The organism is Candidatus Mycosynbacter amalyticus, assembly GCF_025273655.1.
Classification (GTDB): domain Bacteria; phylum Patescibacteriota; class Saccharimonadia; order Saccharimonadales; family Saccharimonadaceae; genus Mycosynbacter; species Mycosynbacter amalyticus.
The window spans coordinates 1-25589 of sequence record NZ_CP045921.1; the positions used below are offsets into that span (position 1 = coordinate 1).

16 protein-coding genes are annotated in these 25589 nt (G+C 49.6%); 3 read left to right on the forward strand and 13 right to left on the reverse strand.

Translation table 11 applies throughout. The features are described 5' to 3' along the window. From dnaA to recF, 3 genes are all read left to right on the forward strand, one after another. On the forward strand, positions 1-1371 hold the full coding sequence (dnaA, locus tag GII36_RS00005; protein ID WP_260763435.1) for a chromosomal replication initiator protein DnaA: 1371 nt from the start codon (positions 1-3) through the stop codon (positions 1369-1371). 285 nt (positions 1372-1656) lie between these two features. Next, a complete protein-coding gene (dnaN, locus tag GII36_RS00010; protein WP_260763439.1) occupies positions 1657-2757 on the forward strand; it encodes a DNA polymerase III subunit beta in 1101 nt (366 codons plus the stop codon). A gap of 7 nt (positions 2758-2764) precedes the next feature. Then, the gene (gene recF, locus GII36_RS00015; protein WP_260763441.1) at positions 2765-3808 is read left to right on the forward strand and encodes a DNA replication/repair protein RecF; all 1044 of its coding nucleotides are present in this window, start codon (positions 2765-2767) and stop codon (positions 3806-3808) included. On the opposite strand, the gene GII36_RS00020 is transcribed toward recF, so the two are convergent. From GII36_RS00020 to GII36_RS00080, 13 genes are all read right to left on the reverse strand, one after another. Next, complete coding sequence (locus GII36_RS00020) at positions 3792-4415, reverse strand: hypothetical protein (protein WP_260763443.1); 624 nt, start codon at positions 4413-4415, stop codon at positions 3792-3794. The genes recF and GII36_RS00020 overlap by 17 nt on opposite strands. Then, a complete protein-coding gene (locus tag GII36_RS00025; protein ID WP_260763445.1) occupies positions 4415-5071 on the reverse strand; it encodes a peptidase associated/transthyretin-like domain-containing protein in 657 nt (218 codons plus the stop codon). The genes GII36_RS00020 and GII36_RS00025 overlap by 1 nt, the downstream gene beginning before the upstream one ends. After that, on the reverse strand, positions 5072-6433 hold the full coding sequence (locus GII36_RS00030) for a phage tail tip lysozyme (protein WP_260763447.1): 1362 nt from the start codon (positions 6431-6433) through the stop codon (positions 5072-5074). Further along, the gene (locus GII36_RS00035; RefSeq protein WP_260763449.1) at positions 6348-9284 is read right to left on the reverse strand and encodes a M23 family metallopeptidase; all 2937 of its coding nucleotides are present in this window, start codon (positions 9282-9284) and stop codon (positions 6348-6350) included. The genes GII36_RS00030 and GII36_RS00035 overlap by 86 nt, the downstream gene beginning before the upstream one ends. Positions 9285-9828: 544 nt before the next feature. Next, complete coding sequence (locus GII36_RS00040; protein WP_260763451.1) at positions 9829-10716, reverse strand: COG4280 domain-containing protein; 888 nt, start codon at positions 10714-10716, stop codon at positions 9829-9831. A gap of 1 nt (position 10717) precedes the next feature. Continuing rightward, positions 10718-12184: a hypothetical protein gene (locus tag GII36_RS00045; RefSeq protein WP_260763453.1), complete on the reverse strand. Its 1467-nt coding sequence runs from the start codon at positions 12182-12184 to the stop codon at positions 10718-10720. Between the two features lie 8 nt (positions 12185-12192). Beyond that, positions 12193-15117 carry a phage tail tip lysozyme gene (locus tag GII36_RS00050; protein ID WP_260763454.1) on the reverse strand — a complete coding sequence of 975 codons (2925 nt, stop codon included), beginning with the start codon at positions 15115-15117 and terminating at the stop codon, positions 12193-12195. A 71-nt stretch (positions 15118-15188) separates the two neighbouring features. Then, a complete protein-coding gene (locus GII36_RS00055) occupies positions 15189-18368 on the reverse strand; it encodes a hypothetical protein (RefSeq protein ID WP_260763457.1) in 3180 nt (1059 codons plus the stop codon). Between the two features lie 3 nt (positions 18369-18371). After that, entirely contained in the window at positions 18372-20216 is a 1845-nt protein-coding gene (locus GII36_RS00060; RefSeq protein WP_260763459.1) for a VirB4-like conjugal transfer ATPase, CD1110 family, read from the reverse strand. Further along, positions 20216-21304, reverse strand: coding sequence for a TraC-like domain-containing protein (locus GII36_RS00065; RefSeq protein ID WP_260763462.1), 1089 nt, complete (start codon positions 21302-21304; stop codon positions 20216-20218). Before GII36_RS00065 ends, GII36_RS00060 begins: the two co-directional genes overlap by 1 nt. Positions 21305-21332: 28 nt before the next feature. Next, entirely contained in the window at positions 21333-22205 is an 873-nt protein-coding gene (locus GII36_RS00070) for a PrgI family protein (RefSeq protein ID WP_260763464.1), read from the reverse strand. 183 nt (positions 22206-22388) lie between these two features. Then, positions 22389-22781, reverse strand: coding sequence for a hypothetical protein (locus GII36_RS00075; protein ID WP_260763466.1), 393 nt, complete (start codon positions 22779-22781; stop codon positions 22389-22391). A gap of 261 nt (positions 22782-23042) precedes the next feature. Then, entirely contained in the window at positions 23043-25586 is a 2544-nt protein-coding gene (locus tag GII36_RS00080) for a TrbL/VirB6 family protein (RefSeq protein ID WP_260763468.1), read from the reverse strand. Positions 25587-25589 lie beyond the last annotated feature (3 nt).

Consider the following 25589-nt stretch of genomic DNA (forward strand, 5'->3'; position numbering starts at 1 on the left):
ATGGCGACGACCCATTCGTTGTGGCAAAGCGTTCTCGGCGAGATCGAACTATCAGTCTCGCACGCCACGTTTGCCACGTGGTTTCAAAACACCGAACTCCTAGATGATCACGAAGACAATATTACAATCGCCGTTCCGAATGTTTTTGCAATCCGTCAGTTTCAGATCAAATACGACAAGCAGATTCGTGAAGTACTCCAGAAGAACGGTATCAATGCTACGGCTGTACATTATGTAGTCAATAGTAAAGGCAAGAAGACTGTGGTGAACCGCGAGACTACCCGTAACGCCCTTCCCCGAGAAGAGTTCGCACAACTTCCCCAACAGTCCGGCACTCAACCCTCACCGCAAACCGCACCAAACTCACTCAACCCGCGCTACAACTTCGACAACTTTATCGTCGGCTCAAGCAACGACCTAGCCTACACTGCGTGCCGTACGGTCGCAAGTAACCCTGGCACCAAGTACAACCCCCTCTTCCTTTACGGGGGCGTTGGTCTTGGTAAAACTCACCTCATGCAAGCCGTCGGCAACGAAATCAAAGCTGCCAACCCCTCTGCCCGTATCCTCTACATCAATACTGAGACATTTGTCAAAGAATTTACCGACGCAATCCGATTCAAAAAACAGGTTTCGGATAAATACCGCACCGCCGACGTGCTCATCGTTGATGACATGCAGTTTATTGCTGGCAAAGAGAAGACACAGGAAGAGTTTTTTCATACCTTCAACACCCTCCACCAGGCAAACAAGCAGATTATCATCAGTAGCGACAAACCACCCAAAAGTATCCCCACTCTCACCGAACGCCTGCGTAGTCGCTTCGAATGGGGTATGGCAATCGATATTCAGATGCCTGACTACGAGACGCGCTGTGCGATCATCGAGGCCAAAGCCCACCTATCTGGCGTCTCCCTCAGTAAAGATACTGTAGAATATCTCGCCGACAATATCAAAACTAATATTCGCGAACTTGAAGGCGCGCTCAATCAGCTTCTGGCCTATGCCGAGATGCGTGGAATTGAGCCCGATATCGCCACGGCAGAAGGACTGATTGGTAATGTGCGTCGCTCTCGCCCGCAGCACCTAACATCCAAACAAATCGTCGATCGCACCGCCAAATACTTCCAGCTGCCCGTTGCTGATATGCTCAGCCCTCGCCGCGACAAACATATTGTCTTGCCACGCCAAATCGCCATGTACTTGCTCCGCAGCGAGCTCCACCTCAGCTTCCCAATCATCGCCGGCGAGCTAGGTCGCAAAGATCACACCACCGCGATTCATTCTGTCGAAAAAATCGAAAAAGCTATCAAGCTTGACTTCACTGTACGCGAACATGTCGCCGAAATCCGGGAGCGACTCTATGCGTAGTGCGCTTCTTTTTATTCGTACCTGTGGACAACGTGTGTACTCGCCGTGGATGAACCATTGGACAACCCGTGTGTTCACATCCACTATGCAGTGGATACCTGCAGCGCCCTCGACCATACCTGAGTATAACCCACGGGTTTTGCACCGATTCGTACCCATATTTTCCGCTAGGTTTTCAACAAGTGATACACTCCATCCCACCTCTTACAATTCCTTACTTATCCACCCTGTCCACAGCACCTACTATTACACCCACCAAATAAAGAAAGGAAAAAGGATATAATAATGGAACTCTCTGTCCTTCAAGAACATCTCGCTCGTGCACTTACTGCGGTTGGTCGGGTAGCAAGTAGTCGTACTCAATTACCTATCCTGAATAATATTTTGTTTCGCACAGACGGCACTCGTCTACTCGTGGCTGCTATGAATATGGAGATCGCCTCGACACAGTTTGTCGGCGCCAAAATCTCAACACCGGGTGCAATCACAGTACCGGCGAGGCTCGTATCTGATTTTGTCTCGAGCCTACCAAAAGGCACGATTGAACTGCAAGTAAAAGGCACACAGCTTCACATCTCGTCTGGTAAATACAGCTCAGTCATCAACGGGCTAGGTGCCGATGATTTTCCGGAGCTACCGGTAATCGACGAAGAGGTGGCAGTCCGCTATTCTATCGCCGTAAGTGATTTCAAGCAAGCAGTGGCGCAGACGATCGTCACTACGTCAAATGATGCAACACGTCCTGTGCTGACAGGTGTGTACTGGCACTCACACGAAGGTGCGCTATACCTGGCTGGTACGGATGGGTATCGCCTAGCGGAACGTCGTCTCGTGGAAACGACGAGCGAAGTAGCCGCTATCGTACCAACCACCAGTCTGCAGGAAGCCTTACGGACGATTACTGATGATATCAAGGAGATCGAGGTGCTGTTTGACGAGTCGCAGGTGCGTTTTCGGTTCGACGAAGCCGAGGTAACAAGTCAGCTTATTAGCGGTAACTTCCCACCCTATCGTCAATTGATTCCAGAAAAAACCGAGACGACCGTGACGCTACCGCGTGATGAATTCGTACGCATTACCAAGATTGCCGGACTTTTCGCGCGCGACTCTGGTGGCAGCGTGACAATCCGCGCCAGTGAGGAGACAAAGCTCTTGTCGCTGCACTCGGTGGCATCGGAGTTGGGCGAAAACACGTCAGAAGCAGATGCGACCATAGCTGGCGGCGGCAGTGTCACGCTGAATTCGCGCTATCTTAGCGAGGCACTGGGTGTACTCGATGGCAGTACGGTCATATTTGGTTTTTCTGGTAAGCTGGCACCGACAGTACTCACGACAAGCGGCGAAGACGTGAAATATAAACATATCATCATGCCGCTCAAGAGCTAGGTACTCTGTGGATATCACTGGTCTTCGCGTTCAGCACACTCGCAGCCATGACGATGCGAGCTTTGTGTTTGGTCAGCGCGTCAGCGTGATTACTGGGCCGAACGGATCTGGTAAAACGACACTACTCGAAGCACTTCACGTAGCGCTGCGGGGCACGTCGTTTCGCGGTAGTGACAGTGAGTTTCTGGCGCGCGATGAGGACTGGTGGCGTATTGATGTACGACTTGGCGACGAGCAGGCACGTGTAGTCAAGTTTGATAGTACGAAAACCTCTGGTCGTAAGCAATTTGAAATTGATCACAAGATTAACTATCGCCTGCCCGTCAGCAAGAAATATCCGGTGATTTTGTTTGAACCGGACGATTTGCGTCTGCTAGGCGGTTCCCCTGCTCGCAGGCGGCAGTTTATTGATACGTTTATAACCCAAATCAATCCACTATACACGAGTACCACACGCAAATATGAGCGTGCACTCAAGCAGCGTAATGCCCTATTGAAACAGCCTAGTGTGACGCGTGACTCCCTGTTTGTATGGGATATGGCAATAGCCGAATATGGTGCTGAGATGATTCGTGAACGCAGTCAGATTATCGAGCGTATCAATCAATCGCTGACGGACACATATCGAAGTATTGCGGGTACTGACGATACGGCGACGCTTCACTATTCGCATACAATTATCGATGGTATTCAGCAGAAGTTGGCGAACGAGCTGCATTACAATTTCGAGCGCGACAGTCTCCTGGGCTTTACGAGCACCGGTCCACACCGTCATGATGTGGTGGCGGAGTTCAACGGCGCCCCGGCTACAACTCGTGCGAGTCGTGGTGAAATTCGGAGTATTATACTTGCGCTGAAGTTTATCGAAGTGGATGTAGCCGAATCGGCGACTGGCTTGTCACCCGTTGTGTTGCTCGACGATGTGTTTGCTGAGCTTGATGAATCGAGGCAGCAACGCCTTGCAGAGAAATGTCGCGGCAACCAGATGTTCATCACCAGTACAGGTGCCTATACTGGCATCGACAGCGCGACGGTTATTGCGCTCGATTGATATCGACGAGGATGTTGCGGCTTATCGACGGATAGAGCGGCGCGCTCAAGATAGGCATGGGTGGTTTTGAAAGTATGATCCAGCTTCCGTTCTTTTTCTCCATCAGTACATGTAGAATATCGGCGTTATCATTTGACTGGTCGCGCATAACGAGACTAGCACCATATACTTCTCCTAGGTGGTAGAGCTTGCCGTGCCGAATGTCGTAGTCGGTCGCGACTTTCGGGTAGGCTGCGATGAGTGTAGATTCGATGACCTGTTGTTCACCTAGGTAGAGTGTGTCGAGATACGAACGTGAGTAGCCAAACTCAGCTGTGATGTTGCTTGTTGAGCCATCAATTACCTGCGCATGCCGATCTGCTGCTATATGGGCACCGACACTACGTACCTGGTAGGTGCCTTTTTTGAGTTTGACAGGTTGATTGTCGGCCGGATAGTAGTTTGGCTGGTTATTGCCGCTGAGCTCTATGTAGCCAAGCTGGCGGTCAAAATGAAATGTCACTGTTTGAAATGAGAATATGTAGCTCCAAAGTAGCCATGTGCCAACAGCTGCGGCCGCAACAGTAGTAAGCAATAATATAATCTTTGTTGTGAGACTGCGGTGCATTACTGAGCCTCCAGCGGGTTGTCAAAACCATCGTAGCGAATACGGTAATCTGTCGGATCATAGCCTTTACTGCGCAGCATACTTAATGCTGCTTGACGGCTGTGGGGTGAAGTGCCCCAAATAACTAGTTCCACAGAGGCATCATCATGGTTCTGGTAGTCGACCGAATAGTACGGATCTTTGATTGGTAGTACATTGACGATAGGATTTGTAGATTCAAACAGCGCATTATAGTCACGATTGCGTGCGACGGTGAGTGTCTCAAGATGTTGGTATTCTGCTTGATGGCGAGCTTGCCAGGCTTTTGCGTCATCAGAGCGTGCGACGAGACCGATATAAATATATCCGAGTGCGTTATCTGACACTCGCAGATCACGGGTTTGTGAGTCGAATCCCTCTTTTTTGACAGTAACTTTGTACGTGCCAGGTACGATATACGCAGTGCCGCTTTGCGGCAGAGGCTGACCTGTCGATAGTGTTACGCTGGCGTCGGTCGGCACTACTTGTACTGGTACGGCAATTTTGCCCGCGCGCTGCTGAGCGAGCCAGATATTGTACCAGATGGTCATACCGACGACGAGTACTACACATACTATTAGACCTGCAAGGAGCTGGCGGCGATATTTTCCGAGATAATACGAGAGTTCGTAATCCATTTACTTCTTCCTGTACCAATTATACCCGGGCTGTGTGGCACTCTGCTGAGTATCGGCCATCGGCGCACGTTCGTCGAGCGAAGCAGAGGCAATTGTGGCGCCAAACCCATCAGGCTTTTTGCCACGGTCACCGACGTAGATGAAGGTGTGAGATGAGTTGATTGCCACGTCACCTTGCTGAAGTTTTCCTGGCGTGACATCCTCTGGTTTGATTTTAACCCAGTTTTTTTGCATCCAGGCTTCTTGGGAGCTTGTCGGCCCCCCTTTGCCGTTGTAGTTATAGCCTGGGTCATAGCCGCTATCGCGCACCAGGAGTGTCACGAAGCCGCCGCAATCGATACCTCGTGTTGTGGCAGTGGTGCCACCGACATAGTAGCCGCCAGCAAGAGCTTTTTTGACGGCGGCGGCATAGGCGTCGGTCGGCTTGATTGTCATGCCTTTATAGGTCGGCCACGCGTAAGCTTTGAGGGTTTGATCGAGATTGCCTCCAGAGAAGCTACTGCTCGCGCAGCTACTATCGCTGGACTCTGATGTACTTTGACTCGTGTCACTCGCGGCTTGGCCATGCTCATCGACCTTCTCTTCTCCACTCGGATTATTCATCTCACTGCTAGCAGTACTACCGGCAAGTGCGGGGGCGTTCTTGTACTGATCATAGACCTTTTTGGCATTGCCGCCACGCACACTGCGCACTGCCGAGTCTGAGTCTGCCGAGCTTTCATAGCCATCGTGTACGACGACGGCCGCTTCTACTGGGTCGTTGGTGCGCTTGAGATTATTGAGCGTAGAAAGGTATGGGCCAGATAGTTCTACCCAGGTGAAACTGAGCTGGCCACCAAGGTCGGTGTTTTTGACGCCCATTTTGTCGATATGATCCTGGAGGGGTTTTTGACGCCCCGTAAAGGTCCACTGTACGAGCCCGAAGCCGACGCCGTTTTGCAGCGTGTAGGTTTCGTTTTCGCCAATCAGCTTGCCGCCTTGCACTACATTTGGTTTCAGGCCGGATTCCTGCATCATATTCCCGACGATACCGCTTGCCTGGGCAAGATTAAGGCCTTTGCGCATATAGAAGTTGAGAATTTTTTCGACATTGTTGTTGCCAGCGAGTGATACAGCCCCTGCGCCCTGTGTTCTGCATTCATCATCGACAGCCCATGCCTCTTGGAGCATATACCTCTGCGGGTCGGTGATGGCCGCTACACGCACAGGAAATACCAGCTCATTCATGAGTAGGATGGCGGTGATCGCCAGGCAGACAGCACGACCAAAGCGCATGTTAGCCGCTACCTCCGCTGGCTTTATCGAGGTAAGGTTTTGGGTCGATAGGCTGACCGGTGCCGCTATTAGTATCGGAGCGTCCACCGGGCCATATTTCGAAGTGAAGATGCGGACCAGTGCTCTGCCCTTCGCTGCCGATACCAGCGATAGGCTGACCAGCCTTTACAGTATCCCCTACTTTTACGAGTATAGTATTGGCGCGCATGTGTCCATAGACAGTGTCGACGCGTTGTCCGTCGACCTCGTGCTGGATCACAACCCAGTTACCGAAGCCGTTCGCGGGTCCGGCGGCAATCACCTTACCATCACGCGCAGCGTAGATTGGTGTACCGAGCGGCCCGGCTAGGTCGATACCGTTGTGGCGGGTACCATCGCGCATACCGAAGCCGCTCGACACTTCCGTCTTGCTTTTCACGGTTGGGTAGGCCCAGCCATCGAGGCCAACTTTACCGGCTGCGCCACCATCGAATGCCTCTTGTGAGCCACCATCCATACCTGGCAGATTTTGGTCGAGTCCTTCGTTGATACCGAGGCTGAGCTTGAACTTGGCATAGTGCCAATTCTTTTCGTAGTTAGCTTCGGCTACGCAGCCGCTGCCATTTGTCGGGTCTTTTTCAATATCTTCGGTAGCGCCAGGTTGCTGGTCGACACACTGTTCGAGATATTTCTTGTAGTTCCATAGTTGGCCGTTATCTGCCGGATCACCACTGTCAGAATCAACAATAATTTCGCCGTGCTCTGCCATCCACTTGGCGTTCTCGACTGGGTCGATCTCCATGGCTTCGTCTGGTAGGCCGAACACCATCACACATGTAGGATTAATGGCGACATTTGGTCCGAGCTGCGCATAGTCAGGGTCGTTGCAGTACGTGTAGCGATCTTTTTTGACAATATAGTCCGAGTCGGCGTGTGTGAGTGGCATGGCGACCGTACTCATGGCAGTGGTCGCGACAGATGGCAGTGCGGCTAATGCGCCACCGAGATGTGTGCTGTCAATAGTGCGGAGGCTGGCGGCAATTGGCAGCGTAGTGCGCGCTAGTGAGCCGAGAAAAGAGAATTTATTGCTAGTATCAAACGGCTTTTTCACTGCGGCTAGCCGGTCGAGCTCATCGTATGCCTGCAACGTCTCGCGTTTACTGTTTTGGTATTTTGTCATTTTGTCTGGGCTGAGACTCATCATGCCTTGGGATCGTGCCATGCCGTTATACATCGCATCCGAGCCTACGGCGGTGGCGGTGCCGAAGTCGGTGTATTTGAGGCCTTTGGTGACACTACCCGCAGCAATACTCGCAAGTTGTGCGGTCAGGAGCGGCATGGCCGCGCCAAACGCCACCGACAAGCCAAGCTGTGCAGCGGTACCGGCGCCAAATGTACCTACGCCCACAGCAATCGATACCGCTAGTACTCCGGCACGCACGAAGTTATTTTGCACGACACGGCAACGCTGTGACACCTCTGCCGTGGAACTGGCACCGGTCATGCGCGCCACGAGTTGCTGGGCGTTGCCAATCCCTGCTAACCTGTCACCACCAAGGAGAAGTGCTTTGCCCTGTTGGCTCATATTTTTCACGCCACCAAAGTCTTGATCTCGCGAGCCTTTCACGAGGGGCGAATCGAAGGCATTTTTACCACTATCGGGGCTGACTACTTCTGGAAGGTCGCTTCCGTAGGGTGTCTCACCTATTTTGGACTGATCGGCCACCTTCGTAGCAGGCGCGGCGTCCATAAGACGGTTTGACGGTGCTTCTACCGCCTCTGGGTATGATGTCTCGGCACGGAGCATGCTGGCAGGTTGAAATACGTTGTAGAACGCCAATCGTATCATCTCTTTGTATTGGAGGACGCGTGCGGCAACTCGCACGGCGGTGGCAGTGTTGAATACGGTACAGGCTGTATCGAGGGCATTGACCCGTCCAGCTGCCTTGCCGATAGTATCGCTGACAGCACCGACAGATGGCGAGGCGTCGAGCTGTTTGCCGAAATCTTCGATAGCTTTGGCCTCTGCGGCACTATAGCGACGCCCATCTTCATCTTCGAACTCCCCGGTTTCGTTGCCATCTTTGTCTTTGACCGGTGTGAGCTTCGACGTCTCGATGTCGGTTTCTCCCGAGACGCGCTTGTCGGTCTCCTCCTGTACCTCTTTGACGGTGTTTTTCTTTTCGCCCATAGCGTAGGTAACTTTATTTTTAGAGAGGAAGTCCATGATTTCTTTGCCCTTATAGACACTGAAGCGCGGGCTATAGACCATGTACATTTTGGCTCGGAACACGGGGTCGGACTTCATAAGTTTGGTGAAGGCTTCTGGTGAGTTGGCCTCGATGCGTGTGCCATCGGCTTTGACTACAGAGATAGTTTTGATACGGCCTCGCTTCTCAGTGAAACCTTTGTCTTCGTCAAACGTCATCATGAGTTTGTCGTCGCTCGAGGCATTGATGCGCCCAAGCGTTTTTTCCATCTTCTCCATATTGACGGTCTCATAGCGGCAGGCGATTTTGACAGCACCACAGGAGCCTTTGGTGGCTGTACTGAGTTTGTTGCGCCAGAGTTGTGATGTGGTCTTGTCGACGCCTGAGAGCTGTGTGTTGAGGTCTCGGTCTAAGATGTCTGCCATCATGAGTAGTGGTGTCCCTGGCGCGAGACTGACGATAACAGCGCTACTTCCTCCGGCGATAAATAGTGCGATTGCGATGGCGGGTGATTTGCGACGCATGCCTTGAAAGAAGCCGGTGAAACGGCGTTTGCTACCGCCCGATCGCTTGGGCGCACGCGTTTCTGGTGGTTTGGTCTGCTGGGCAAGTCGGGCGGCTTCAGTACGAGCGGCAGCTTCGCCATCTGCGTGCGCAAGGGTGGCGGCGCGTTTCTTTTCTTGGTCATACCAAAGACCCTGCTCTTCGAGCCGAATGTTTCCGGGAGATCGTTGTTCGTCCTGCGGCATGCTAGAGTCTACTCCACCCTATAAAAGAAAAGGGTAACTATTACAGACAGAGTATACACCTTTTTTGCATATTATGCAATCTTATATTAGTGATATCGGGCTTATTACCACGGTATGCTGTACACTAAATAAATAGAAGTGAACATCGCTACTATGTGCGTAAAAACAGGGAATCGCCTATAAAGTGGCGTAAGTATCCCGGCAGCAATCAGAACGGGTAGAAATGTGAGAAGGATGCGTGAGATATTCAGTGGAGTGAAGTCCGACGAGACGAGCCGAAATAGGATAAGAGGTATAATTACGATACTTACCATGCAGCCAAGTAAAATCAGGAAATTATTAAGCTTCGTTGTAGTTGGGTGTTTGAGATGTGGACTGGCAACAATAATGAGCGAAATACACGCCGGTAGAAGTGGCCACAGCGGCATGGAATAATGCGACATTGAAAACACAAAAGCGAGTGACCACATCGTCAAATACGCAATCAAAGGATTATCTCCAATAAAGAAATTACGCCAGAACGCTACAAAAAGCTGCAGTCTCTTCATCCGATGTACCCCGCATTACCAGTCACAAATGATAAATCCTCTGTTGGAAGTGGATTGTTTCGAAACGCTGCGTATAGTCCGATAGCAATCACAACGAATACTATAGCGGTGATAATCATGTTGCGCAGTAGCGTTCGATCCGGCGGGGCTATACCCTTTCTGGGATCCTCCAATAGGTACATAGACAAGATCGAGACACCAAGATATGTTGGTACGAGTAGCGCAAAAGCCACATACTCATTTGGCCAGATAATCCCGGCCCCGGTTGCCGCAAAGACGGTTCCGAAACTGACAAGTAAAATTCCCACTGCGAATTTCATGGAGTTTTCTGGAAACTTAGAAAGTGGCTTATGAATAAACACCCCAAGACCACTCACGAGCAATATGGCGGCAACTGAGATACTTGCGCCAAATAGCAGGTTATCGTAGAGCGCACCAAATGCCAGTACGATAAATATTACCTCAAGTCCTTCAATGATGATTGTTTTATAAGCGATTACAAACGCGTACCAGTCTATACCCTCTCGCTCACCCTTTTGGCGTTTAGCATTTCTTCGTTCTCTATCATATACTTCAAGTTCATCACGTGTCGGTTTGAGGCCCATGTAGCGCAAGATAGCCTTGTGTACCCACTGCAGGCCAAAAATCAACAATATCCCACCGCCAAACAGCCATACTGCATGAAGTGGAACTAGCAAAAGCGCATAGCCAACGGCTGCCACGATGACAGTTAGCGTGAGCACGCCGGCTATGATCGCATATGTCACTGAGCGCCATCCGCGAACTATTGCTACCGCGAGGACGATAGTAAGTGCTTCGATTGCCTCAACTGCTGCTGCGAGGAATATTGCAACACCAAAAAATAAATCAGGAGTGGCGTTCATACTAGAGAGCAAGCGCCTTGTTTATTGGTAAATCATTTGGATTATTTTGGTATTGGACTGCGTTTACATCAATATCGTACGACTGCAGATATGTCTGGACGAATCGTTGACACTTTGCCAGCGACTCTGGCTTAGCTGTAGTCACAATATTTGGCTTTGCATTCGATTTGAAGTTAACAAAGTCAAAATAACAATCTTCTTGTTCATACGGAAATAGTAGATTGAGCTGAGTAATCAGAGCTGACGGTTTTAATTTGCTGCCAAGTCCTACTTTGAAGAGTTTGAACGAATATTCGTTGTCGATAAAGCGCTGCGACGTGACATAGATATTCTTTTTCGCACTATCGATTGCCATGAAATTGATGTCGCCCGGTATAGAGCTGAGGTCGGCAAGCTGGTGAGCAATGCCATCATTGAGCGTGTATCTCCAAACTATTTTCGACCCTGCATAGATAATCGAGTTTTCATCGATCCAGGTTGGTGCAGTAGAATTATTTTTTGGTGTACTCTGAATAAGTTTGAGTTTGGTATCATAAATCCCGTTCAAGTCACCATTGAGAACTATTTTGTTGCCCGATGGCGAGAAGAAACCTTCGTACACTTCGCCATCTATCTTGTTTTGCGTACCATCAGTGCGAATAATATGAACACCACCCTCACGCGAGCTCTGGGATCGCTCCGCTACCAGTACCGCACTATTCGTGCTATCGAGCACACTCAGTCCATCACCTTCGTATACCTTCTGGTATGACTCGCTTCCTGAGGTTTTTTTGTAGAGCGTTTTGCGGTCTGACACATAGATTGTTTTATCGGGTGAGATACTTGCTGACAACTGGCCAGAACTCAGGTTGAGATTTGCGATAGCTGACTCCTTAAGGGTGCTTCCATCTGTTTCGTACAGTTGATTTGCAATGCTCACTCCTAAGCCCGTACCGTCATTTGCCCAATTCATTGATGAAAAGTACCCGCGCATTAATTCATCTTGGCTTACCTGACCACTGAGGTCAACAATTTGATTATTTGCATCAACCGAGAGGAATCGTTTTTGTAGTACGTTGTTGTTATTTACAAAGCTTAGGCGCTTATCGTTGATATAGGAGAACATTGCGCCAAAGCTTGTTACGGGCTCAATACTATAGATATCTGCACTATCAGATATACTCAATTCAACCGTTGTCTTTTGTGCGAAATTTACATGAACGACTTTTTCTGTCGACCCGCCGCTAGATTTTGCACTGACCGCATAGTCCCCTGTTGGTACGGTATGTGAGCTTCTGGTACCATCTAGTTTGAAATTGATAACTTCTGGGTTTGGTCGTATCCTTCGCACCTGAACCTCATAGCCAGCCTTGTCGACGACTACTTCAAGTGAACCCATAGTGAAGAGGCGGAATAGAAGCGCTATAAGTATTGCGGCGACTGATCCGATTACAAATGCGAGTATGATTTTTTTAACTTTTGGCTCCATGGTACCTCCTAGAATTTCGGCCAATCTGCCGGCACTGGCTTAGTACTGGTTGGTCCTTGAATTTGACCACCCTTGCCGCCAAGCTTTTTGATGAACTTATCCATATATAAACCTGAGCTTGACGCGTAGCTACCACCTCCGCCTGCATTGTAATCCGACCAACTCACATATCCAGACCCACTTTGTTTGCCGCCGCCTTCCGCAAATCCAAGTTCGAGCCAAGAATCGGCGTATGTGTAGGTGCAGATTTCCTTGTTGGCATCGACTGTATCACCTTCTTTCACTCTTGGGATACAATCCTCCGTGATATAGACAGACTTACCTTTCAGCGATCCGGCCGTAAATTCATATTTGATGTAAGAGCCAGGTACACCAGGCCAACCGGAAGAGCCGGTATCTGGCCAGACACCCGTAATTTTTGCAGGGCCAATTGCATAGACGGGTTTACCCTTATCGGTGCTGTTGCCCTGATCGATACCTCCGTCAACACGTTTAGAAACATCTTCCGACTGCGTAAGGTCGCGGAATGGATCTTTGTATTCACCAGTGCTTGCCCCCTGGCTACAGTCGGCAGTTGCATCCGATGATGAACTTGTAGTTGTGGTCGATGGACTTCCTCCCCCGTCATCTGTTGAGATACTTGCCTCAATCTCTTTTGGTAACGGTTTACCCTTTGATGCCTCTAGAACTGCTTTCGCATATGTTTGGCGTTGAGGGACACTTTCGCTGTGGGCTGAACGCTCGTATTTATCGTGGAATGACTGTGTGGCGCCATCAGAAGATGTTTGTTTCTTTAAATCTTCACCCGCCCCTGTTTCTGGTGATGGTGATTTAGGATCTGTTAATTGTGCCCATAGGAAATCCAGCTGGGTGGCGAGCTGATTGGCGTTTTTACCTGATTTTTTTGTAGGGGTAATCATCTTGCCAGCAGGTGTCCACTGGACAATACCCCACCCATTTGAATTGCCCTCTGCTTGGTCTGCCGGAGTTTTTGTCGCAAGGGGGGTACTCTGCAGGCGTTGAGGGGCTACACCCGACTCGAGAATCATATTGCCCACTACACCGGCAGCTTGTTCAGGAGTGAGCTTCTTACCCACTAGATAATTAAAGGCTTTAGCGGCATTATTATTGCCCGCCAAGCTGCCGCCGCCCGAATCTGGACAGCAGCTGTTACTTTTTGAGTCCTCAAAAAACCCTTTGCGATTTGCAAGCTCAAGTGCCTTATTATAAGCATCATTGATACGATCGGCTGGCACACCTTGTTTGACTGCACTGATAATTCTTCCAAGCTGTCCTTCGTCAGTAAATTTGAATAATGGTGTATCGACACCGCTATTAAAGCTGTCGACGATTGTCTGCTCTAGGGATTTGCCGTTGTAGTGCGTAAGGGCAGTTAGATCATCTGTCATGACAACATCTTGGTAATTGAGATCAGTCTTGAGTGAGTCAATCAGTGTCTTGTTGTTTGGCGCTGGGATATTACCCTGGTTTGAGATGTATGCATTTGAAAGCATGACAACAGTACCAGTCGGAAGATCCTTAAATACCGACGCTGCAGGACCGTTTGGGTCGTATGTGGTGGATACGGCAGCCTGGTCGCTATTACCTGATACGCTACCAATTCCTGGGAAATGTTTATATACACCAGTGATACCACCCTTGTTAAGACCCTCTGTGAATGCGCGCGCCTTGGCTTTTGTGCGTGCTGCATCGGTTCCAAATGCACGTCCTCCGTTGAGATGATTGCCCGGGTCTCGTGCACCTAGGTCAACTACCGGAGCAAGATCGACATAGACCCCATTCTCACTCAAGGCCTTGCCGATCTGTTCACCTGCAGCGGTCACTTCATCATTGGGGGCGTTGCCTAGGTCGGCAGCGGCAGGTGTGCCGATATCATACCGATCAACTACGCCACCCTCTTCATCTGCCGTGGCGATAAACGAACCGAGCGATTTCTCCCTTGCTTGATCGAAGAACTGTTTATTAAACACGGTTCCGGCACCTTGCCCAGTCATAAAGAGCCCGCCGAGCTTGTACTTATCTATCATTGCGAGCGGTTGCGCTGGACCGCCACCTACGTCGAAGCCGACTATGAATGTCTTGGCTATTTTCTGCTCAATAGACGGCTCATTTTTTGTCACATCAGCTTGGGCTGGGTTGGTTGCTGTTCCGGAGGTTCCAGCATTTCCAGAGACACCCTGTTGTGTCGATGAGGAAAGGTTGGTGGTAGAACTTGCCATCAAGTTGCCGAGACGTGTCATACCAGAGGCAGATGGAATCACAGGAGTACCTGGAGTGGCAGTCTCGTTAATCATGTCCTTAGGGTCAGCGGTTTTGGCCATCTGCGCCTGGTCTGTTGGGTCGAGTGAAGTGTCGACCGCCTGTGCCCAAGACATTAATTTATAACCCTTTTCAGATGCAGTATCTCTGATTGCAAGATTAGTTTTGGCGAATCCAGCGGCACCCGCATAAGGTACAGGGTTGTTGGATGCGTAAGTATCTACCCAGTAATAACTTGCTTTGGGGCTAAGCTCCTTGAGCTTATCGGCAACTTTACCGATGGATCCCTCATCCGCACCACCATAGGTACCAAGCTGGATGATAATAGCTTGCACATCTTTGAGTTTATCCTTTGCTGCATCAAGTTTGGCTGGTGCATCGGCGACAGTTTGTCCGCCGATCCCGTTCACCTCGACGCTTGTATATCCACTGTTTTTGAGACTGCTGGTGATCGAAGCTTTGGCGGCGTTAGTAATGTCGTCGCCTAGTACATATACATTGCCAAGCGCCGTCGGAGATTTACTAGGTGGTCCACATGGTTCATAGTAGAGAACCTGGTTTGTGGCGTAGTCAAACGGATATACGCCTGTTTCGGCTTCGGTTGCTGCTTGGGCTGGTAATGACACGACACCCACGACAGCAATTGAGAACATGTTTACACGCAGTATCCACAATAGCTCATGCCGTATTATACTAAGTGTTTTTCGTAGGACTGACAATCGTATCACTGCTCTACCCCTACATGCATATGGTTACATACGTCGGTTACGAGCTCGCTATTCTTGAGTGATGGAGAAGGTGCTGATGGTGGTTTTGAGAAACATTGTTTTTGGCCCAGCTCTAATTTGACTCCGGCTGTACCTGCTAAATTATCAAGGTACTCGTAAAACTCCTTAACTATTGGTTTATCCGCGGCCGTCCAGTCGATTCGCATCTGCTGTGGCTGATCTAGATGCGCAACTCCGTTGAGGTCTACGGCTGAGCCTTTTGGATGCCATCCTCCATCACATTCATGACCAGAGGCTTGAGCGCCGATAGTAATTTTGTATTTTTTCGATGCCTCGACAAGCATACCGAGCAGCTTACCATTCATATTAGCTTTTCCACCACAGTCAAGTGTCTGAGTACCATCTTTCGCGGTTTGTTCCATATAGCCTCGCTGCTCCGGGAGTTGGAATTTCACATTTGGGCTATCAAGCAGCGCTTGAGCGGCCGCCTTGGCGTCATCACCAATTTCTCCTGTTGCTTCTTCTGCTTTTTGTTCACCTTCGTCCGCTACGCCATCACGGATGTTTTCATCTGCGCGGTAAGCATGGAACATAGCAAGCATGGTGGCAGTAGTACCCGCTTGATCGCTAGGATATGTGCACCAATCGGCAGTTGCCCAGCTTTCATCCTCCGCGGGCACTTCACCACTCTCTTCGCCTTCTTCGCTGACGGCATTTTTGGCAATAGATCCGTCTTCAGATCCGCCTGGATCCTCTACTCCTGCCGGCGCGCTACGTGTTACGCAGTATTTATTATATTTTTTATATATTTTAGCTTTATCACTGCTTTCGATTTCGCCGGTATCTTTGTTGATGAACCCTTCGTCTTCCATATATTTGATAACACCTGGGTGCGAATCATCTCCCGTAGCATCGGCAGTCAAGGCCTCAGTTTCCATGTAGGTTGGCGAGACACAAAATGCATCACCTGCGAATGTATGTGTAGGGTCGCTGTCGACCGATGTGCGGACCGCTGGGTCCGGGCAACTGTCTTCATTTTCGTCGTATTGACGCATCTCGTTGAATGTACCTTGTGCGGCGTGTGTCATACCGAGACTACCAACTGTTTTGGCAGCGAGACTCAGTGAAGATAGCATATTTGGCAGAAGCGATGCCGGGTTCCTACTTGAAGTTAGTGCGCCAGAGTTATAGAGATTATGTGTAATTGATCCTAGGAATGAGTACTGGTTTGTCGCATCAAACGGTGTGGCTTGGGCGTCATACTGTTCGGCAAGTCTGTAGCTTGACATGTCGTCTGCAGTATCAGCCAAGAAGCCCTTATAGGAAGCAGCGTTTGCAAATACCAGTCCATTTGTAAGAGCAGTGTTTTGCATCAGAAGTCCCACGCCGGCGGCGAGGGCATTTCCTGCGTCTATGCCTTTTGTCTCTTCATCAACGGGCATTTTTGAGAGCCAGTCTATCAGATGCTCAACAAACTTTCCTATTATAGGGGCGAGCAAGGCGCCGATGGCGGCCGCTATAACCGGCATAGCGGCAATACATGCCAATACTCCAGGTCCAGTGGCACCAAATAGCTGCGCGCACATAGCTGCGTCGCCGAGTGTTTGCGCCACTTGTCCATTAATGAGACTGCACATGGATTTAATAAGCGCTTTTCCGGCTTTTTTGGATGTACTGGTGTCGCGTCCGGTCAATGTACTCAAGAAAGGGGCTACCCCTGTACTGATGAGAGGACTGCCGACCGAGGTCTCAAAACTAGAGAGTACATTTGAAACACTTGCAATCGCAGCACCCCCAATTCGATAGCCGAGGGCGTAAGTCGAAAGCTCCACTAAGTCGCCATGAAGCAACATTTTCATACCCTCGCCATCAGAGAAGGTGGTTTGGTAGAACCTATTGGGCTTTCCTCCGCTCGTTGGATTTGTCTCGCTATAATTAAGTCGCCCGCCTATATAGTCGGTGATTTGCTGGTCGCTTTCTCCTGCGATTACTTTGTCGAACTCTACTGCAAATGACATAAAGAATCTGACCAACATCGCAATTTGAAGCATCTTAGCTCCTATCACAACTGCATTTGCCGTCGTATAGGTGGTGCAGGCCAGCGATACGACCGATGAGCCAAGTGAGGTAAGCTTTCCAGCCTTCTCTCTTAGCTTACTTGTTTGCTTCTCTCGATTTTCCCTGACCTTTGAAGAGTCTCCATTGGCAGGGTCTCCCTCTAACTTCATGGACTGCCGGAACGATTTATCGAGCTCTTTCTTATCTTTACCCTCTAGGCCCGGTCCTTTTGTGATACCCCATCTGGTAGATAGCAGCTCCTTGAAACGGCTACTCAAGAACGGCTTCTTGGTTACATCGTACGCACGGTTAATCGCTGCTCGAAAAGCCGGAATGCTTTTGAGTGCTGTAATCGTAGATGTTTTTGAATCTACCTTATGTTCTTTACCACTTGAATCGGTGACAGTGATGGACTTTATCGTCTTTCTGTCCCCCACGTCATCGCCCAACTCTACCTTTATGCCGGCCTTACGCAGGTCTTTTACTAGTTTTTCTGGTGCGGTAACAGCCCTACACATTTTTGATTGCGGCTTCTCGCACGCCTTTTTCGCCTTATCAGGGTTGTTTTTGTCTGGCATCATCGATGAGAATACAGTCAAAAAGCGAGAGTTCATCGCAGGAGCCGACGTGTCGCGGGCATTGGTGAGATTTGCTTTGATCGCAGCAAATAATGTTGCTGGCGAGCTGAGAAATACAATGACAATCAAGCCAAAAATAGCAATAATTGCGCCGATAGTTGCAATCGGTCCGCTAGCCTTTACTCCTTTGAGCTGCCCTTTCCCGCCTCCGCCAACTCCGCCACCAGCCCCCATCGGGTTTTGCTCGCCATCCCGGGCTTTTGGCGTAAGGTCGCTACTAGCGGAATCTTTTGCCTCATCTTTTTTCTTGCCGGTGGATTTTGCGGATGGCTGAGGATCTTCGTCTTTATCGGAAGAATCGTCTTTTTTGGTCGACTGATCTGGCAAGTCCGAGTCAACTGAATTTTTCTCTGCTTGTGATAGCTGCTTAGCCGCCTGATACACTCCTATGGCAGAATTAACTTTATCCTGAAAGGTTTTCTCTGCAGGATTAAGTTCCTCTTGCTCTTCTTCTGGTGGTATATCAAGTAGCGTCGCCATAGGTTATTGGGTTTGACCAGGTTGCTGTTGTTGCTGCTGCTGCTTGAGCTGTTCTACGGGGTTTGTACTGACGAGCTGTGTTTCTGTCTGGCTAGCGATAACTTGAATATGAACGTGATTTTGGCCGGCAAAGAAGAGCCCTTGACCCACTGGGAAGTTAGAGAGACGCTTCATTTCCTCTTCGGTGAGCTTGAACACGTTACTGAGTACATCCACTGCACTGGCTGACTGTTTGAGAAGCAGCTGCATAGATGAGTTTGCCACGATAGCACGACCCATCTTACTGCCCATAAAGTCTTCGACGTCCTGGGTGATAGTGGTGATGCCAAGGTAATATTTACGTGCACGTTTAGCAAGACTAAAGAGGAAGTTGGCGGAATCCTCGTATTTCATGAGCTGCCACGCCTCGTCCACGATTAACATGCGTTTTTTGCGTTGCGACCTGGTGATATTCCAGATATGGCTCAGGACGATATACATTGCCACCGGACGTAGCTCATCTTCCAAGTCGCGAATATTAAACACTACCATCGCATTGTTGATCTCTATATTGCTTTGCTGACTGAAGATACCTGCAAAGGTACCAGAGGTATATTTGCGTAGGCGCTGCGCAAGTTTTGGACCAGAACCCCCCATGTGGAGTAGTGTATCGTAGAGATCAGCCATGGTTGGCGGCATGCTGTTGTGTGTAAGTGGATCGCTTGTGATGCCTAAGCGCGCATAAGTGTCGATTAATGCTTGATCTAGATCAGCCTCTTCTTCAGGGCTGAGGGTGACATTGGTATTTGTAGCGGTGGCTCCACCAAGCATGAGGCGCAGAAGACCATGAAGTGTTACTAAGTTGGCTCGCAGTGCATCATCAGCCTCGTCGGTGTCGATTACTTTCGGTAAGTCGAATGGATTGATGCGTACGTCAGAATTGAGACTGAGACGAATATAGCTACCACCCACTGCATCACTAAGGCGTTGGTACTCATTCTCTGGGTCTATAATAAGTACATCCGCGCCTGTCATCATGGAGCGAACAGCTTCAAGTTTGACGGTGAATGACTTACCAGCACCAGACTTTGCGAAGACTACCATGTTTGCATTTTCGAGTGTAAAACGGTCAAAAATCACAAGGCCGTTGTTATGCATGTTGATACCGTAGAGAATGCCTTTTTCCTGCGTGAGGTCGGCCGAAGTGAACGGGAATGACGTTGAGATCGCACCTGTATTCATATTTCGGCGAATTTGTAGCTGGTCCATGAGCTGCGGAACGGTACTGTTGAGCCCCTGCTCCTGCTGACTACTTGCTACTTTACTAAACACCAATTGCTGACCAAAAAGTGTTTCTACCTTGTTCTGTACAAAAGTGAGATCATCCATACTGTTGGCATAGAGAGTTATATAGAGGCCGTAACGGAAAAATTTCTCACTTCCCACTTGGAGTTCATCACGTAGTTCTTCAGCATCTTGCAGAGCTGCTTCGAGGCCAGGGTCTCGCGTCTTGCCCTTTTCTTGGTTGATAGACATGCTCGCTTCAAGTTGAGTTACTTTTTTGCGCAGGTTTTGCATGACGATCTGCGTATCAACTGGATAGAGGAACATACTAACATCGAGCACTTCATCCATGTTGATGATGCTACTGAGCCAACCGGTGTAGATCTGGCGGGGATATCCATATATATAGAGTGTGCGGCCGTATTTGGTACCAAGACGGAAGTGGTCGGCGTGGAACTCCAGACTGCTTGGTGCAATGAGATCGCGCAGTGTATTGACGCCTTTGAGAAACGCCTGCTCGACCTCAGCTTGCTCGCGCGCACGTTGTTCGGCAGCTATATCAACTGCGTCTTTTTTCTTTGCCATTAGACGATCCCCTCTCCCATACTCGGCCGTGGTGCCTCTCCTTGCCCCTTGCGAACATACGTAAAGGTATTATTCTGGAAATTACCAAGAGGTTCACGTACCGCAGTGTCCGGGTTGTAATAGTTGTAGTATAACTCACCGAGTTCCTTGGTGGTGAGCTGCGTACAATGGACACCCATTTGGAACAGGCCGCTTGTCACGGAATCCACGCGGTTTTTGATCTCATCACGAGCCTTTTCGTACGTAATTTTATCGATCTTGGTAACATTTGGTGTGCCACCGCCGCTTGGGCCGAACATCTTGGCGAAGAAACCCTTACCTGCGTCTTTGATATTACTCAAATCACCTGTTGGCGAAAACGGCACGACTACATAAAAGCTCTTGTCCATGATATTCGCTTCTTCCGAGAGAATCTCGATAAACTCTATGTAGTCATCCATAAGTACACCAAGGAGCATATTGTCCTGTGTTTTACGAATCTTTACTAGTCGGTCTAGATAAGGGCCAATATCAACACGCTGTGAGCGAATGAGAATCTGGACTGGATGTGTCAGTGAATTGATGAAGTTCTGGTAGCTAAATTCTACCCCTTCGCGTTCACGGGAACTCATGAGGTCGAAGTTGATAGACTTACAAGCGATCACCGCACGAAAACTACCATCGGCCATGATAACCATGTTGTCGCGAATTTCAGAGAAAAGGAGAGTATTTTGGGTAGTATTTTTAGGCCTCGGAGCGGGTGTTTGAGACTGTTGTTTGCCACTTGCCGGCGCTACTGCGGCATCGGGTATGATCGTTGGTGCGGCGACAGGCGTAGGTGCAGGTACGGGCTGGCTATACGCTGGCACCTGTTGCTGCACGCCCGGCATTTGCTGGGGGTAGCCGGGAACTACTGGGCTTGGCTGTTGCGCTACGCCAGGTTGCTGTGGGTAATATTGTGGCGTAGCAGCAGGTACGGGTTGGCTATACGCTGGCACCTGTTGCTGCACGCCCGGCATTTGCTGGGGGTAGCCGGGTTGACCGGGTTGTGCACCAGGGTAACCTGGTGAATCCGGTCCTACAGGATACTGCTGATTTTGTGGCTGCACTCCCTACCCTCCTCAAGGTATTGTTTGTTTAGTGTAGTGATATCTCCACTTCCTCGTCCGGTAGGCCATGCTTCTCTTCTATGCGATGAGCAAGCTTGCCTACCGTGTCCACCGTGAGTTCATCACTATTATCTATGAGCTTGATTATATCAGGAGATGGGGTGTTAGTGCTAGTGCTTTGAGTCGAGGATGTGTCTGGCGTTTGAGTGGTAGTGGAAGCGGGCTGTACCACGGTCTGATGAATGGGCGGATAAGGATTGTATTGTAACTGAGGAACTGTCTCTGGTGGGGGTGCGGCCATTTGCTGCTGGAAGTTGGTTCGTACCTGCTCCATACCCTCTTCATCCCTAGTATCAAGTATTTGGTCGATTTTTTGGGCTTCAACAGTAGTGTCATCTAAAATATCCTCGGTTGAGATAGCCTCGTTGTAAGAAGCTTCGTTCATCGACGCGATACCTTGTTGCTGTACGCCGACTCCACGTACCGCCCAGCCTTCAGACTCTACTATATCTGTAAGATAGCCGAGTCGCCGCTTAGCTTCATCTTGAGATATGTCTTTGGTGAGTTCTGGCTCAAGAGTCTTGGGTGCAGTGATCTCGATCAGAGAATCGAGACCATCCGGTTGCCAAAAGCGTTTGCGAGGTTTTAGAAAATAAAAAGAGATCAGCGCCCCTAGATATGCCTCCATCGGTTGGTCTTTTTTGAGCGGCAACGCAAGCGCCCCAAAAAAAACAATCACCGGTAGAACTATTACCACCAGACCGACAAAAATCTGTGACAATACATACCCGACTCCGATCGCCATTGCGACAATGATGAGATAGATAAACTGGCGGAAACTAAACGGCCCAAGGAGCTTATCGTCCGCCTCAACATCCTGGGGTACCTTGTACACTGCCATATAGCCCTAGTATATCGCATATGCTCATGCTTCGCGACACAAAAAAACTTCACAAATTGTGAAGAGGTACGTATACTGGATATCTGTGCTGATGGCCACCCCGCCGGACTAGATATTACTCTAGCCGACGGGGTGTGATCGTCAAAATGAAATCATTTTAACAATCAACCACCAAGCGGTTGCTCACTGCGGGTTGTAACGCCCGCTGAGGTTGAGCATGTCGGAATCGACAGTGACGGTGCCCGGCAGGCGAGAGCATTCGATAGCGCCGAAACCCTTTCCGTAGAGAAAGCGATTCATGGCTTCGAGCTGCATCACCGCACCGGCCTGAGCCACGTCGGTATTTGACGCGCCTCCGCAGATTGCAGAGACTGCAGCTTCTGCGATGGCCTGGGTCTCCGGGTCGCCGAGTACGCTGCATCCCACACCGTCTGCGTAGTCGACATAGGACTGAACGATGTCACTTTCGACGATCGTACGTGGATTGTCGACTTCATCGATGCCGTACGTATTGTACAGCTCGGTGAAATTGGCTGGGCAGGTGTTGGAGTCGGGCAGGTTGCTCGAAACCTTCACGTTGGCCTGTTGGGCTGCGACCTTGGCGCCGTTGCCGGCACTTTCGCCGCTGTCGTTTGAAGAGCACCCTGTCAGGAACATTGCAATCCCCGAGAGGAAAGCGATTGCCGTCAGGATGATCCCCTTGGACCTTTGCTTGTGTGGTGCGAACATGACAATCACCTTCCTTTCTATTGGGGACGAAGGGGTCATGTACTCGTGATTCTATCACAATTTTATATATATGTCAATATTACGCTGTGTATTGTACAATGCTTATGGTTATGCGAATGGATTTGAAATCTGCTTGATAAGCTCTTGATTATTTGATTTTGCGAGAGTGGTCGGATTACCACGAAGTGCTTTTGCTGTCTCTATCATGTTGCGTGTACCTGCTCCATCTGCCGCGTTCATGGCATATTCAAGTATATGCTTGTCTGCTGTCGCCATGCCCTCTTGCGACATGGCGTTGTTGGCAAGGTTCTCGCGCACTCGCTCTGTGAATGACGCATTACTACCTTGTCCAGATGCATACTCTTGGATATCGCGCGCTGTCATTACTGCGCCGGCATGTTCGTTGACTGCTGTTGTGACTGTACGAAGTATAACCTGCGGGGCACCTTTATCTCTGGTCAGTTCATCGACATAGTGTGCATAGCCATGGTGTGCTTGGCCACTCTCGTCATCAAAACTTCCGACCTGATGCCTAGCTACGTATTCTTTGAACGCGGCAGCGACCATTTCCGGTGTTTGGTTGGCACGGTCATCAAGTACGCGCTCGAGCTCGCTATAGTCGGCATGCTGGAGTGAAAGGCCATGGGCGGACACCAGAGAGTCTTGCTCATTTGCGAGTTCGAGTTCTGCTTGCCCCCTCATTGCGGCCGCAAGATTATCGTTACCCCCCGCCATCTTTTTGGCATACTTTGGATCTTTGAATTGTTGATTGGTATAGTTTCGCTGTGCATAATTGAGTGCGTTTTGGGATTCAGTATCTTTCTGCTCGTTCATCATTTGCCGATGGTAGCGTCCACCCAATGCGGAGCCCGCCACACTGCGCGCTCGTCGCTTGACTCCTCCGTCCCCCTCTTTCGGTGTCACGATTTGCCCGAATTTACCACTGTAGGCACGTGCGGTAGCTTCTTTTTGTTTGCGGTTTGTGAATCCTGTCGCTCGATCTGAGAGTTTTTTGCCCACACCTTTCGCTCGAGACGACAATCCACCGGCAAATTTGGCAAGTTTTCCGCTTGATTTTAGTAAAAAGTACGTCATGAATAACGGTGCCGTCTGGACGCCAAGCGCGAATACCTGCATAAGTGCCCCGGGACTTGCAGAAAGAAGTACGTTTGAAGCAAGTTTTGAGGCTCCAAAAAGAAGTGATATAACGGGGAACATAACAAGTAGTTTTACAAACAACCCCATCCAGCGATCGAACCATTTTTTGGTATTGGGCAGCAGGAACATTACGAAAATTATTGGCGATAAAACGATGAGAATCGTGATAAACGCTTGTCTAGCGATGAGAATAATCACAACTGTCGCAACAGCAACTATGGCACTAATGATAACAGGAGCGAGAAAACCTAGGAGTGCAAACATACTACCTCCTATGACAGATCCACCCACCGCTATAACTGCAGTGGATGCTGCACCAATAACAAGCGTACCAGCTAGTACACGAGAGGTTACTGTTTCAAATGTCGAGTTATTGCCTTGCGGCTGTTGCATACCCTCGAACAATTCTTTCATGGAGTAGCCAGCGATATTGGATATATCAACAGCTAGCATACAGATCCAGAATGATGTATTGACGAGAACTGCAGCTACAATCATGCGAGGGAGTAGTTTCTTGATACCGTAGTTACTGATCCCCTGTCCTGTTACCTGCGACCAAATGATAAAAAGAAATACGATCACAAACATTACGTTTGCGAGCAGCAAAAATCGTGACCAAGATTTCTGCAGTTGAGCACGATTTGTAGGATTAGAGAGACTGTCGTAGCGAAGTAGTGGTTGTAGAAAATTATAGTATAGGCCATCGGCTATTTTGGCGGTGAATGCCATGGCTGGGCAGATCAGCCAGCCGATTCCTCCGACAACACATACGTCCTTTTTCCCATTTTTGGGTTTTGATTGAAATACACCCTGGAGTGCCTCAGCTGGATAGCCGGTTTTTTGCGACATGCATTTATATAGGTCAGCCTCGGAGACGGTTTTAGAAATTCGGCCGGCACCACCGAGCTCGTTATAGCAATCGTCAAATGCCTTGTTGAGCTTCTTTTTGCAGCCGGCTAGATCCGTTGGTGAAACTTGCTGACAGACGGTTTCAGCGCCGTTATTAAGCCCTTCGCGCCTGTTGTTTAGGGCCGTACGCTGCTTACCTTTACCATCTTTCGCGTTACCGTTATTGATGGTGATGTTGAGGCGTGCACCATCTCCGCTACCAAACCGATAACATCCAACACCATTGTTGCGAGTTGGTATGAGTACGGCTTCGCCTGCTTCGTTGACGTTTCCTTTGAAGCCAATATAATCATCGCACCCAGTATAGTCATTATCTGTATACCAATGGTCGAAGCCGGATAGGTTTTTAACAGCTCCGTTCGGCGTGCCACTCGAGGTAAAAGACATGCCGTTGTAGTTGAGGTGGTCGCCGTCCCAGTTTGCGTTTGTAGGGCAACCATCAAAGTTGTAGCCAGTTGAGAGAGTATTACTTGTGGTCTCAGAGCCACAGTTTAGCTTCGAGGCATGAACTTGCTGTGAAGTTGTAACGCACAGTAGTATACTTGCCGCTACTGCTGTCGCCAAGAGGTAGAATATCTTATTCACGAG